Raw genomic sequence first — 13,518 nt, 5'->3', positions numbered from 1 at the left:
CCCACCCCACCCCTCCTCCTCTCACCGCAGAACTGCTGTTGAAAGCCTATGCTATGGGTGTCTTTCCCATGGCCGAAGGGCGCGATGATCCCGAAATCTTCTGGGTCGATCCAAAACTTCGCGGGATCTTTCCGCTGGACAGCTTTCACATCTCGCGCAGCCTTGCCCGCACGATCCGCCGCACGCCTTATCAGGTCACCCTGAACCGGGATTTTGCGGGGACTGTTGCGGGATGTGCTGACCGGGAGGAAACCTGGATCAACGACACAATTTTCGCGCTGTATGCTCAGTTGTACCGGATGGGCCACGCCCATTCGCTTGAGCTGTGGGAGGGCGACGCGCTGATCGGAGGCGTCTATGGGGTTACGCTGGGCAGGGCGTTTTTTGGGGAAAGCATGTTCTCGCGCCGTCGGGACGCCTCAAAGATCGCACTTGCCTATCTGGTGACCCATCTACGGGCCTGCGGCTTTACGCTGTTCGACACGCAGTTCCTAACCCCGCATCTGGCCAGTTTGGGCGCGGTCGAGATCCCGCGCGCGGCCTATCATCAGCTGTTGAGAACTGCGTTGGAGGGTCAAGCCGACCTGACATGTCGCCCCCTGCCAGACGCTTATTCGGTGACGCAGCGCAACACCCAGACGTCATAGCGCGGGTGGTCAAGCGCGTTCAGCGCAGGCGAGGATGCGATCATCCAGCCTTCGAACGTGGTCTCTTCTGCATTGCCATCGCGTACCACCAGCCACGCAAAGGCGTCGCCCGAGGGGTTGTCGGTGGGATAGCGGCATTCGCCCAAGGTGACGCGCAGACGGCCCAGTTCGACCGTGTCGCCCACGTTCATCTTGAAGTCCACGGGCGTGCCCGACACCTTGTCCAATCCACGCAGAAGGGCACCCGACGCCTTTGCGGTTTCGGCCCAAGCCGTGCCGGCCGCGAACAACGCGGCGGACAGGATGACAGCAGCGCGGATCACTCGGCGCTATCCTCGCCACCGGCGACGTATTTCAGCAATAGCTGCACAAGGCTGACCGAGCCTTGAGTGTCTTCGATCTCGGCACCCGGCTCTAGATTGAAGGGCGATCCGCCGGGCAAAAGCTCGACGAAATTACCGCCCAGAAGGCCTTCGGACGAGATGATGATGGCGGTGTCTTCCGGCAAAGCTACGTCAGACTGCACGGTGAAATCCGCGTCGGCCCGAAACGTGTCCGGGTTCAGCGTGATGTCGGTCACTGTGCCAACCTTAACGCCGCCCAGACGCACATCCGTCCCGACCGAGATACCATCCGCCGTCCGGAAAGACGCGGTATAGCTGGTGGTCGTTCCCGTCCCAGACAGGCCCACAATCTGGCCTGCATACAGCAGGAACCCAACGGCAACCGCCAGCACGATGCTGCCGGTGACGACCTCGGTTGTGTGGGTATTGCTCATGCGAAATCTCCCTCACTCAGAGGACTGATCGTCGAAACTAGCTTACTCAGGCTGCCAAGCTTCATAATCGCTACGCTCGACCGGGGCGGCCTGCCGCAGGGACCCAACCGGCGCATAGGCCAGCGCCGTACCGGTCAGGTTATCCTGATGCGGCTTTTCCCAGTCCTTGTGGACCAGCGGCTTGTCTTCCGGGCAGTTGTCAAACGTGTGGTGCAGCCAGCCATGCCATTCGGGGCTGACGCGGCTTGCCTCGGGCTCGCCGTTATAGATCACCCAGCGGCGGCTGTCGTCTTGGTTGCGATAGAAGACATTGCCCTGATCGTCCTGCCCGACTTTCACGCCCTTACGGCGTGTGAACAGCCAGGTTCCGATCGTCTCACTGTGGTACCATGTCAGAAGCGAAAGAAGCCGCATGTCGATCTCCGAAATTTCTTACACTTGATATGGCCCAAGCTGGTGCGAAGGTCCAGAGCTTTGCCCGTCAATCCACGTTCCATGCGCGATTTGAGGCCAGTTTCGTGCGCAGGCAGGCCTTAAAAGGAAAAGCCACCGCGCAGGGCGATGGCTTTGTAATGATTTCGGGAATCAGTTTGCGCGCTTAGCTGGCGGTCACTTCTTCCTTCGCGGTGTCCGCGTAGATGATCAGCGGCTTCGCGTCCGAGGTCACCGCCTCGTCATTCACGACCACTTCGTCCACGTTCTCAAGTCCCGGCAGTTCGAACATCGTGTCCAGCAGGATGTCTTCCATGATCGAGCGCAGCCCGCGCGCGCCGGTCTTGCGTTCAATAGCCCGTTTCGCGATGGCTTTCAGCGCATCCTCGGTAAAGGTCAGCTGCGCGTCTTCCAGTTCGAACAGGCGCTGGTACTGTTTGACCAAGGCGTTCTTCGGCGCGGTCAGGATGGTAACCAGAGCATCCGCGTCCAGATCTTCCAGCGTTGCAATCACCGGCAAACGGCCAACGAATTCCGGAATTAGACCGAATTTCAGCAGGTCTTCAGGCTCAAGCTCTTTGAACAGCTCGCCCACACCACGGTCGTCATTTTCGCGCACATCAGCGCCAAAGCCCATGGCCGAGCCCTTGCCGCGCTGTGCGATGATCTTATCCAGACCCGCGAACGCGCCGCCACAGATGAACAGGATGTTCGTGGTGTCCACTTGCAGGAATTCCTGCTGCGGGTGCTTGCGGCCACCTTGCGGCGGAACCGAGGCAACGGTGCCTTCCATGATCTTCAAGAGCGCTTGCTGCACACCCTCGCCCGATACGTCGCGGGTGATCGAGGGGTTGTCCGACTTGCGGGTAATCTTGTCGACCTCGTCGATATAAACGATGCCGCGCTGTGCGCGCTCGACATTGTATTCCGACGCCTGCAGCAGCTTCAGAATGATGTTTTCCACGTCCTCGCCCACGTAACCGGCTTCGGTCAGTGTGGTGGCGTCTGCCATGGTAAAGGGCACGTCCAGAATGCGCGCGAGCGTTTGGGCCAGCAACGTCTTACCGCAGCCCGTCGGCCCGATCAGCATGATGTTGGACTTCGCCAGCTCAATCTCGTCGCCATTGGCGGCGGCGTGGTTCAAACGCTTGTAGTGGTTGTGCACGGCCACAGACAGCACACGTTTCGCATGCCCCTGCCCGATCACGTAATCATCCAGAACCTGGCAGATTTCCGAAGGTGTCGGCACCCCGTCCGAGGACTTCAGCCCCGACGACTTGGTTTCTTCACGGATGATGTCCATGCACAGCTCAACGCATTCATCACAGATAAACACCGTCGGCCCCGCAATCAGCTTGCGCACCTCGTGCTGGCTTTTGCCGCAGAACGAGCAGTAAAGCGTGTTCTTGCTGTCACCAGAGGAATTATTCGCCATAGTCCAGTCCCATTAGGCCGGATACCGACCCCGTTAAGCCCTTCCGGGCGGTCTTTGCCCCTTCCCCCAGCTTAGGCCAGGGTCGGGGTATTCACAATCAGCTTTTTGAAAGGCCCGCGATGGGCCCTTCAAGATCAGGCCTCGGCGTCGTCGCCTTTGGCACGGTTCTCGACGATCTCGTCAATCAGACCCCAGTCTTTAGCGGCCTCGGGGTCCATGAAGTTGTCACGCTCCAGCGCGTCAACCACGGCTTCCATTTTCTGACCCGTGTGCTTCACATAGATCCCGTTCAGGCGGTCTTTCAGCTTCTGGGTTTCCTGTGCGTGGATCATGATATCCGTCGCCTGCCCCTGATAGCCGCCCGAAGGCTGGTGCACCATGATGCGCGAATTGGGAAGCGAGAAGCGCATACCGCTTTCACCAGCAGCCAGCAGCAACGATCCCATCGACGCGGCCTGACCAATCACCAAGGTCGACACTTTGGGTTTGATGTATTGCATCGTGTCATAGATCGACAGCCCCGAGGTCACCACGCCACCCGGCGAGTTGATGTACATCGAAATCTCTTTGTTCGGGTTCTCAGCCTCGAGGTGCAGAAGCTGCGCCACGATCAGGCTGGACATGCCGTCATGCACCGGGCCGGACAGGAAAATGATCCGTTCCTTCAACAGGCGCGAGAAAATGTCATAGGCCCGTTCCCCGCGCGAGGTCTGCTCGACCACCATCGGGACAAGGGTGTTCATATAGGTATCAATCGGATCGTGCATGTCGCCTGCTTTCTCTTCGCGCCAAAGCCCGTTCTGGGCACCTGATGCCAACCTAGTCCTGTGTTTGGGGGGCTGCAAGGGGCCGAAGCAATCCGGCTGCGCACTCCGTCACACATTTCGGACAGAGTTGCCGGAAAACGGTTAATAAATTCCTTTTCCAGGCACCGTCAGGACAACAATTTGCAAAAGAAAAGGCGCCTGAAAGGCGCCTGATCTTTTTCAGTTTTTCTGTAGCAATCAGCCCGGGGACATCCCGCGCAGGCGCTCGGAGCGGCGGCGCAGCAATTCGACCGTGGTCAGAAGCGCGATCGAGATGGCCACCAGGATCGTGGCAACCGCCAGAATGGTCGGGCTGATCTGCTCGCGCAAGCCGGTGAACATCTGCCATGGCAGCGTCTGCTGTTTGGCCGAGCCCACGAAGATCACCACAACAACTTCGTCGAACGAGGTGATGAAGGCAAACAGCGCACCCGAGATCACGCCCGGCAGGATCAGCGGCATCTGCACGCGGAAGAAGGTGGTTACCGGATCCGCGCCCATGTTGGCCGCTGCACGGGTCAGCGAGCGGTCAAAGCCCACCAGCGTTGCAGTCACGGTGATGATCACGAAGGGAATGCCCAGTGCAGCGTGCGCCAGCACAACACCCCAATAGGTGCCGGCCAGACCGATGCGGGAATAGAAGAAGTACATCCCGGCTGCCGAGATAATCAGCGGAACGATCATCGGCGAGATCAGCGTGGCCATGATGGCACGGCGAGCCGGCACGTGCGGCTGGCTCAGGCCAATCGCAGCCAAGGTGCCCAGCGACACGGACAGCAGCGTGGCGGCCGGTGCGATCTTGATCGAGTTCCACAGGGCATCCTGCCAATCCGGGTTCCCGAAGAAGTCACGATAGTGCTTCAGCGAATACCCTGCCGGATCGAAACTCAGCATTTCTTTCGTGAAGGTAAAGAAATCCTGCGAGTTGAAGCTAAGCGGGATCACCACGACGATGGGAGCGATCAGGAAGAAGAAGATCAGTCCACAGATCACGCGGAAGGTATAGTGCCAGACCCGCTGGCCGGTGGTTGCATATGGAGGAAGTGCCATGTCCGTTACCCCAGCTTCACGTTGTCAATGCCGACGATCTTGTCATACGCCCAGTACAGGACCAGAACGACCGCCAGAAGGATTGCGCCCAGTGCCGAGGCCAGACCCCAGTTCAACGAGCTTGAGATGTGGAAGGCAATCTGGTTCGAGATGAACGTGCCTTTCGTACCCCCGACCAATGCCGGCGTAATGTAGTAACCGATCGCCAAGATGAACACGAGGATCGAGCCTGCACCGATACCCGGTACGGTCTGCGGGAAGTAGACCCTCCAGAACGCGGTCCAGTCAGTTGCGCCAAGGCTTTTCGCAGCGCGCAGATAGCTGGGCGGGATGGTCTGCATCACCGAATACATCGGCAGGATCATGAACGGCAGCAGAATGTGGGTCATCGCCACGATCGTACCGAACTGGTTGTTGATGATCACAAGTCGTGCGCTGTCATCCACAAGGCCGATCCAGACAAGGATGTCGTTGATCACGCCCTGTTGCTGCAGCAGGATTTTCCATGCCGAGGTCCGCACCAGAAGTGACGTCCAGAAGGGCAAAAGCACTAGGATCATCAGAATGTTGGCTTTGCGCATTGGCAGGTTCGCAAGGATCCACGCCACCGGATAGGCCAGAATGATACAGCACACGGTAATCGCCAGCGACATCCACAGCGTCCGTCCCAAGAGGTTCATATAGATCCGCTCGGCCTCGGGGCGCAGTTCTGCACCGTCGGTGCCCACGCGCATGTCCACTGCGTTCAGGAAGTAACCCTGTGTCACACGCGGCGAATAGGTCTGGATGGTGCGCCAGTTATCGATGTCACCCCAGTCTTTGTTGATGTCGATCAACTCGTCTTTCCACGAGGCAACGCCCTCGATGTCGAACTTCTTGGCCTTGCGCCCAGTCTTACGGAACAGCGACGCGATGCCGGGGTTCTCATAGTTAAGGCGTGTGCCGACCTTGGTGTGGGTCTTGGCAGCAGCAGCCTCTTTCAGGTCGGCAGCCATCGCGGCATAGACGGCCTCACTTGGAAGGTCCCCACTCTCCGCATCCCAGTCGGCAATCGCGACAACGGTGCGCGGCAGCGTGTCGGCCACGATCCCGTTCTTCACCGAACGATAGAGCATGTCTGCAACCGGCAGGATGAAGCTGATCAGAATGAACAGCAAAAGCGGGGCAATCAGCATCAAGGCCCGCAGTTTCTGTCGCCGCAAGGCGCGCGCAAGGCTGCGCTTCAGCGGCGTTCCATCTGCGGCCAGAACCGGGCCGCCGGTATCAGTTGTATCGCTCATATCTTCCCTGTCGGCTGTTGCCGTTTCTTGGTTTCAGTCAGCTAAATTGACAAACAAATCAGATAGATAAATAGGGGGTGAAGGAGGCCCGAAGGCCCCCTTCGCATTCAAATTACTTGGCCAGCCAAGCTTCGAATTTTGCGTTCAGATCGTCACGGTTGTCTGCCCACCATTCGTAGTCATACACGTGAACGTTGCCCGAGTTTGCAGGGTCGGTCGGCATGTGCGGCGCCATGTCGATGCCCAGTTCGGCGTGCTTACCAACCAGCGGAGCCGACGACTTACGGGCCGGGCCGTACGAGATGTAGGCAGCCTGATCAGCCAGACGCTGGGTGTCGGTTGCGAACTTCAGGAAGTCCATAACGCGGGCTTTGCGGTCTGCCGGCAGACCAGCGGGAACAACCCAACCGTCAAGGTCGAACGACTGCATGTCCCACAGCATTTCGATCGGCTGGTTCTGCTCGGCGATGGCCGAGAACAGGCGACCGTTGAAGGTCGAACCGAAGACAACTTCGCCGTCAGCCAGCAGCTGCGGGGTTTCTGCACCAGCGGTCCACCAGACAACCTGGTCTTTGATGGTGTCCAGTTTGGCCAGAGCGCGCTCCATGCCACCGTCTTCGCCCAGAACGTCATAGATCTCGTCCTTGGCAACGCCGTCGCAGTACAGAGCCCATTCTACGTTGTCGATCGGACGCTTCTGCAGAGCACGCTTGCCCGGCCAGGTGTCCAGATCGAAGATGGCGCAAACGCTGTCGGGCTTGGTTTCGCCAACCAGGTCTTTGCGGTAGCCGAAGGTGGTCGAGTAAACGATCTGCGGTACAAAGCAGTCCGAAACCAGAAGGTCGCCGAAGTCGTCCGACGCCGAGGTGCCATCGGGGGCAGCGGCCAGATCTTCGTCGTGGTTCAGCTCTTCTGCCAAACCTTCGTCACACAGACGCATCGAGTCCGAAGCAACAGCGTCAACAAGGTCCCAGGTGACGTTACCAGCTTCGTTCATGGCGCGCAGCTTGGCCACGGCTTCAGCCGAGCTTTCGTCCCAAGTGACTTTCACTTCCGGGTGCATCTTCAGATACGGTTCGACATAGGCCTTCACCTGGCTGGCCTGATAGGCACCACCCCAGGACACCAGCGTCAGTTCGTTGGCCATATCCTCGGCGGTTGCCACATTGCCGGCAAGCGTCAGGGCCGAGGTGGCCATAAACATCTTCGCAAGTTTCATACTTTAATTCTCCCTAGTTAGCCCGTTTGGTTGGTCGGAATTGCAAGACGGGCTGCATGGCAATTCCCTGGCAAGATGCCCGGGGCCGTGTTGCCACGCCCCCGCAGCAATTCTGATTATGCGTCCAGCGCGCGGCAGTCCTGCGACAGCCAGCCGATCTCGATCTGCTGACCCGGTTTCAGGCGCTCGACGTCCGGTGCGTTACGGGTCTTGATGATGAACTCATCATTGCCAGCGACGCGCAGACGGGTGCGGAAAATGTCGCCCATATAGATGAACTCAAGCACTTCGGCTTTCAGCGTATGGGCGCCTTCCTGCAGGCGTTCTTTGTTGTATTCGACACGCTCGGGACGGATCGACACTTTGGTGCGCTCGCCGACCTTCGAGACGTTGATCGGGGTCGCGTCCAGCTCTTCCCCGTCGTCCAGACGGACCACACAGGTATCGCCCGAGATCTCGGTCACAACGCCTTCCAAGGTGTTGTTCTCACCAATGAATTGCGCAACGAAGCTGTTTTCCGGCTTTTCGTACAGCAGGTCCGGCGGCGCCAGCTGCTGAATGCGGCCATCGTCAAATACCGCCACGTTGTCGGACATGGTCAGCGCTTCGGTCTGGTCGTGCGTCACGTAGACCGTGGTGATGCCCAGATTATGTGCCAGATCGGTAATTTCGAACTGCATCTTTTCGCGCAATTGCTTATCCAGTGCGCCCAGCGGTTCGTCCATCAGAACCAGTTCGGGCTCAAACACCAGCGCACGGGCAAGCGCCACACGCTGCTGCTGACCACCGGACAGTTGCGACGGACGACGGCCGCCAAAGGCCCCCATCTCCACCATGTCCAGTGCACGCTTGATTTTCTCTTCACGCTCGGATTTGCCCATCTTCCGGACTTCCAGCGGGAAGGCCAGGTTTTCGGCAATCGTCATGTGCGGGAACAGCGCATAGTTCTGGAACACCATGCCAATACCACGCTTATGCGGCGGGATGTTGTTGATCGGTTGACCACCCAGGCGAATATCACCGTGGGTTGCGGTCTCGAAACCGGCCAGCATCATCAAGCAGGTGGTTTTCCCGGAGCCAGACGGCCCAAGCATGGTAAGAAACTCGCCCTTCGCGATCGACAGGTTCAGGTCTTTAACAACCAGTGTTTCCCCGTCGTAGCTTTTTTGGACACGATCAAAAACGACAAACCCGTCGTCGGTAACAGCTTCAGCCAAGTGACCCCCCTGGTCTATGTTCTTTTTTATCTTGCACCAGCCAACACGAAGAAATGAGCGATATCAACAGTCAATTCGACTGAATTCCTACTGTCTGACAATTAATTGTGCTTTTCTGCGCGCGCATTACACACCAAAGCTTAACTGTCAGTTCGCGCCAAACCTCTTTTTATAAACGCTTCACCCTGCCGTTTTCTGACCTTGGGGAAAGCCGTTGATTGGTGACCGGGCGGCAGGGGCAAATCTACGCTTGCAACTGTTCTGCCGCCCGGGTTTCTCTCTTTACTCTGAGTAAATCACACCGTCAGGATGACACTCGCGCGACCCTTCAGGGCAATTTTACGCCAGAATCAGTTCCTATCGCGAAATGATGTTATGACCCGGGCCATAGGGGAAGCCGGTGATGTTCTCGGCACCGTCCTCTCCGACCACCAGAATATCATGTTCACGATAACCGCCAGCACCTGCTGTGCCTTCCGGCAGGAACAGCATCGGCTCCATCGACACAACCATGCCGGGTTCCAGCACGGTGTCGATGTCCTCTCGCAGCTCCAACCCAGCCTCGCGGCCATAGTAGTGCGACAACACGCCAAACGAGTGACCGTAGCCGAAAGAGCGATACTGCAGCAGGCCTTCGCTTTCGAAGAACTTGTTGATTTCGGCGGTGATGCCCGAGCAAGTCGCACCCGGCTTGATCAGCGAAATACCCAGCTCGTGCGCAGCAACGTTGGCCTCCCAAATCCGCAGGCTTTCCGCATCCGGCTCGCCGACGAACAGCGTGCGTTCCAGCGCGGTGTAGTAGCCCGAGATCATCGGGAAGGTGTTCAGCGACAGGATATCGCCGCCCTCCAGCTTGCGCGTGGTGACTGGGTTGTGGGCGCCATCGGTGTTGATGCCCGACTGGAACCAGACCCACGTGTCGCGAATTTCGCTATCGGGATGGGCGCGCGAGATCTCAAGCTCCATCGCGTCCCGACCCGCCATAGCGATGTCAATCTCGCGGGCGCCAACGCGGATCGCGTCGTGAATGGCGGCCCCGCCGACATCCGCAATGCGCGCGCCTTCGCGGATCAGCGCGATTTCCTCGGCCGACTTGATCATGCGGGCCTGCATCGTGTCACCAGCAATGTCGGTAAAGGTGCTGTCCGACAGGAACTCTTCCGCCAGACCACGCTGTGCCAAGGTCATGTGGTCGCCTTCGATCCCGACCGACTTGGCGTTGCCGACAAGGCTTTTTACAGCGCGCCAATAGTTGTTGCGCTCCCAATCGGTGTAAATGACGTTGTCACCGTAGCAGCGGCGCCACGGCTGGCCTGCGTCGATATTGGCCGACACCGTGGTCGAGCGATCTGCGGTCACCACCAGGGCATAGGGGCGACCAAAGGCACAATACAGAAAGCCTGAATAATAGGCGATGTTGTGCATCGAGCTGAAGACAACAGCTTCGACACCACGAGCGGCCATGATCTTGCGCAGACCGGCCAAGCGGCGTTCATATTCCGCATCCGAGAAAGGCAGCGGGGCTTTTTCACCGTTTTCACAAACAAAATACTGAGGGCGTGACATATCACATCTCTCCATCTTCCGAGGCCGGGACGTGAATGGGATATGCCCGGCCAACCAAACTCCCCGGCGTCCAGGGCAGTTGATCTCCGGACCGGTGTGCATGTGGCACACAGGGCAGCGACGCCATCGCTGCGGATGGGGAAGTTGTGGCCGTGAAAGTGGATTCTGTCAACTGGCTTCGTGCATGTCCCGGTCAGGCCAGATCTGCTGAATACCCCCCTGCCCCATAACGCGCACGCCATCGGTGGACACCGCCACCGCAGGCAGCGCGCCTGTCTGAAAGGCTCCGGTATCAACCGAGATGCGTCCCTGACGGACCATCACGTTGGGCACAATCGTGTGGCCATGCACCACCCAGACCCCATCGGCCCGCGGCCGCGTCCTGAAATCGGCGTGGCCCCAGATCAACACGTCGTCCTCTTGGTCGGTGATCGACGTGGTAGGGTCCGCACCCGCATGCACCACTGCAACATTTCCGGTTTGCCACAGGTTGGGCAGAGATCGCAGAAAGCCCAATGCCTCGTCCCCCATCTCCATCTTCAACCGCTCACGCACCATCAGAACGCGGTCCCCACGCATGTCCAGCTTCGTGGCACGGATGCCAAAACTGTTCAGCGTGGCAAGCCCGCCATTCGCGAACCAGACCGGCGCGTTCATTGGCGGGTTATCTAGAAAGTTCAGCAAAAGCTGTTCGTGGTTTCCGCGCAGACAGGTGACATCACGCGGGTCCGACGCTTGCAGCGCCATCAACCGGCTCAGCACCCCCGCGCTGTGCGGGCCGCGATCCATGTAGTCTCCGACAAAGACAAGGGGCAGATCGGCGTGCTTCGGGTCATCTGCGATGCGATCTAATGTGGCGTCGAGCGCATCGAGCTGCCCGTGGATATCCCCAATCACCAGAAAAGGCTGATCCGGGGCCAGTGGCGCGTTAAATTCTGCGCCGCCCCCGAACTTTTGAAACAGGTTGTTTAGAAACGTTCCCATTCCGCTCTTTCTTACCGTGTCGCGTTACCAATCACCGTTTGCAAACAGTCACCCAGCGCCTGCGTGCGCTCTGTGGCCCAAGTCGGGTCCACCAAGAAACACAGGCTGGTGTCGCCCAAATCCCGCGCCACCGGAAGCGGCGCATCTGGTCCCAAACCATAGCGCGTGAAGGTGCCTTCGCGATAGATCTCGGAACAACTCCCCGAGAAGATCGGGAACCCGCCCCCCGAGACCTCGGCGATGATACGGTCGCGGCTCCAATCGTTTTTCAACGCTTCAGGGCGCACGAAGGCATAGAAACGGTAGTAAGCGTGGGTCAGATCGTCCGGCACATCGGGCAGACGGATCGCCTCCAACCCAGAGAGCGCCCGCGCCAGAATACCCGCGTTCGCCGTGCGATGTGCCCGCCAGTCAGCCAACCGCTTCAACTGCACCCGCCCGATGGCCGCCGACGGCCCGGTCATGCGCAGGTTCGTGCCCGGCCCAGCCCCGTGCAGCCACCGAAAGCCCGGAGGGTGCTCGGTGTTGAACACCACATCATAGTCCTTGCCGTGATCCTTGAAGCTCCACGCTTTGGACCAGAGGTCTCGGTCGGCAGTGGTCAACATACCGCCCTCGCCACCCGTGGTCATAATCTTGTCCTGGCAGAAGGAAAACGACCCGAAAGTGCCGAAGCCGCCCACATGTTGCTCCCCGATCATCGCACCATGCGCCTGCGCGCAATCTTCAATCACCCACAAATCATGCGCCCGCGCCAGATCCATGATCGCGGCCATATCGCAAGGCCAGCCGCCCAGATGTACGGGGATGATCCCTTTGGTGCGGGGCGTGATCAGGGGGGCGATGGTGTCGGCGGTGATGTTCTGGCTGTCGGGGTCCACATCCGCGAAGACCGGCACACCGCCTTTCAGGGACACCGAACTGGCCGAGGCAATGAAGCTGCGGGGTGTGACGATAACTTCGTCCCCATCGGACAGGCCCAGCACATGCAGGGCCGCGTCCAGCGTGACGGTGCCGTTCGCCATCGCAATCGCGTGGGGGACGCCGAACCAATCGGCAAACTCTTCCTCGAAGGCCCACACATCGGGGCCGGTCCACGCGTTCACCTTGCCCGAGCGCAACACCTCGGTCACGGCAGCGATCTGTTCTTCGTCGAATACGGGCCAGTTGGACATGGAACCCTCCCTCAGATCACGCTGCGCACAAGGACAAAGCCCTCGGCTGCAGGACGGTGTACCGTGGCCCCGCGCAGGGTTGCCAAGGCACGAAGCGCGTTGACCGAGCGTTCATGCGGCGGCTCTTTCACTTGGCTTGCAAACATCTGGAAGGCCTCCAGCTTGCGGTCGAGCGTCGCGGACACGTCGATGAACACATTCGGCACGAAAGCGGGCGTCAGATAGGGCGCGTTCCAGTTGGTTTCCGACAGCGTTTCATAGGCCATGATCGTCGTCGGATAGTCCTGCTGATGCGGACGACTGGCGACCAGAGTGGAGAGGAACGACAGCTGGTGATCCATATGAATGTCGCCCGGATGGGTCACGAATATCAGCCCCGGCGCAAGATCGCGCACAAGCTTGCCCAGCCCCGCGTTCAATCCGCCATGCGGATGCTCGGCCAGTTCGGCAGCGGGGAAGTCCAGCCAATGGGTCTTGGCCACGCCCAGATGATCATGGGCAGCGCGGGCCTCGGCCCGGACGCGGGCGGTCATGTCTTCGGTAAAGAGCGGCAACCCCCCTTTGGTGACCACTGCCACATGCACCTCGCGGCCCTCATCGGCCAGCCGCGCGATCGTGCCGCCGACGCCCAGCACCTCGTCATCGGGATGGGGGGCAATCACCAGAACCGGTGCGTTGGGATCGCCGCCAAATGCGGTCGAGGCAAGCGTGCTCATGTCGTCATCTTTCCAAGTTTACTATGTATTTTCGGAGGCACCTCCGCCCCCTGCCAATCAAGAATATCAATACAGTTTCCGTCACCGCAGGCGACCGTGAAGGTCCGTCCATCGATGTCCTGCACCTGCCCGGGCAGGCCGATGTAATAGCCCGCGCGCGGTGTGTGTCGTACTGTCAAGGGCGGCGCAAAAGTGGGCCAGTAGGGCGGCGTA

At 59.4% G+C, this 13,518-nt stretch carries 14 protein-coding genes and 1 pseudogene; 1 reads left to right on the top strand and 14 read right to left on the bottom strand.

Annotation, left to right across the window (positions count from 1 at the left end):
• The first annotated feature begins 53 nt into the window (after positions 1-53).
• Positions 54-647, top strand: coding sequence for a leucyl/phenylalanyl-tRNA--protein transferase (gene aat, locus EOL43_RS14430; protein WP_133489621.1), 594 nt, complete (start codon positions 54-56; stop codon positions 645-647).
• Here the strand turns inward: aat and EOL43_RS14425 are convergent.
• The 14 genes and pseudogenes from EOL43_RS14425 to EOL43_RS15430 form a co-directional block, all read right to left on the bottom strand.
• Positions 611-970 (bottom strand): DUF2155 domain-containing protein, encoded by a 360-nt coding sequence (locus EOL43_RS14425; RefSeq protein WP_338068782.1) that lies wholly within the window; start codon positions 968-970, stop codon positions 611-613. The genes aat and EOL43_RS14425 overlap by 37 nt on opposite strands.
• On the bottom strand, positions 967-1,425 hold the full coding sequence (gene mlaD / locus EOL43_RS14420) for an outer membrane lipid asymmetry maintenance protein MlaD (RefSeq protein WP_133489620.1): 459 nt from the start codon (positions 1,423-1,425) through the stop codon (positions 967-969). Before mlaD ends, EOL43_RS14425 begins: the two co-directional genes overlap by 4 nt.
• 42 nt (positions 1,426-1,467) lie before the next feature.
• Positions 1,468-1,839: an NADH:ubiquinone oxidoreductase subunit NDUFA12 gene (locus EOL43_RS14415; RefSeq protein ID WP_133489619.1), complete on the bottom strand. Its 372-nt coding sequence runs from the start codon at positions 1,837-1,839 to the stop codon at positions 1,468-1,470.
• Positions 1,840-2,023: 184 nt separating this feature from the next.
• Positions 2,024-3,292 carry an ATP-dependent Clp protease ATP-binding subunit ClpX gene (clpX, locus tag EOL43_RS14410; protein ID WP_133489618.1) on the bottom strand — a complete coding sequence of 423 codons (1,269 nt, stop codon included), beginning with the start codon at positions 3,290-3,292 and terminating at the stop codon, positions 2,024-2,026.
• Positions 3,293-3,426: 134 nt separating this feature from the next.
• Positions 3,427-4,059 carry an ATP-dependent Clp protease proteolytic subunit gene (locus tag EOL43_RS14405; protein ID WP_133489617.1) on the bottom strand — a complete coding sequence of 211 codons (633 nt, stop codon included), beginning with the start codon at positions 4,057-4,059 and terminating at the stop codon, positions 3,427-3,429.
• Positions 4,060-4,296: 237 nt separating this feature from the next.
• Positions 4,297-5,148: pseudogene (locus EOL43_RS14400) on the bottom strand (ABC transporter permease); the annotation flags it as partial.
• 5 nt (positions 5,149-5,153) lie between these two features.
• Positions 5,154-6,428 (bottom strand): ABC transporter permease, encoded by a 1,275-nt coding sequence (locus EOL43_RS14395; protein ID WP_133489615.1) that lies wholly within the window; start codon positions 6,426-6,428, stop codon positions 5,154-5,156.
• Between the two features lie 112 nt (positions 6,429-6,540).
• A complete protein-coding gene (locus tag EOL43_RS14390) occupies positions 6,541-7,647 on the bottom strand; it encodes an extracellular solute-binding protein (protein WP_133489614.1) in 1,107 nt (368 codons plus the stop codon).
• A gap of 116 nt (positions 7,648-7,763) precedes the next feature.
• Positions 7,764-8,864 (bottom strand): ABC transporter ATP-binding protein, encoded by a 1,101-nt coding sequence (locus EOL43_RS14385; protein ID WP_133489613.1) that lies wholly within the window; start codon positions 8,862-8,864, stop codon positions 7,764-7,766.
• A 357-nt stretch (positions 8,865-9,221) separates the two neighbouring features.
• Positions 9,222-10,430, bottom strand: coding sequence for an aminopeptidase P family protein (locus EOL43_RS14380; RefSeq protein ID WP_133489612.1), 1,209 nt, complete (start codon positions 10,428-10,430; stop codon positions 9,222-9,224).
• 168 nt (positions 10,431-10,598) lie between these two features.
• Positions 10,599-11,414 (bottom strand): metallophosphoesterase, encoded by an 816-nt coding sequence (locus EOL43_RS14375; RefSeq protein ID WP_133489611.1) that lies wholly within the window; start codon positions 11,412-11,414, stop codon positions 10,599-10,601.
• A gap of 11 nt (positions 11,415-11,425) precedes the next feature.
• Positions 11,426-12,589, bottom strand: coding sequence for a DegT/DnrJ/EryC1/StrS aminotransferase family protein (locus tag EOL43_RS14370; RefSeq protein WP_133489610.1), 1,164 nt, complete (start codon positions 12,587-12,589; stop codon positions 11,426-11,428).
• 11 nt (positions 12,590-12,600) lie between these two features.
• The gene (locus EOL43_RS14365) at positions 12,601-13,305 is read right to left on the bottom strand and encodes a PIG-L deacetylase family protein (protein WP_133489609.1); all 705 of its coding nucleotides are present in this window, start codon (positions 13,303-13,305) and stop codon (positions 12,601-12,603) included.
• Positions 13,302-13,518 (bottom strand): DNA-3-methyladenine glycosylase (locus tag EOL43_RS15430; protein WP_205669560.1); only part of this gene is annotated, 217 nt, incomplete at its 5' end. The genes EOL43_RS15430 and EOL43_RS14365, both read right to left, overlap by 4 nt.

Origin of the sequence: Aliiroseovarius marinus, assembly GCF_004360145.1 — a bacterium.
In the GTDB taxonomy this organism is placed as follows: domain Bacteria; phylum Pseudomonadota; class Alphaproteobacteria; order Rhodobacterales; family Rhodobacteraceae; genus Aliiroseovarius; species Aliiroseovarius marinus.
Note: the sequence above shows the minus strand (reverse complement) of the source record. Positions and strands in the feature narration are given on the sequence as shown.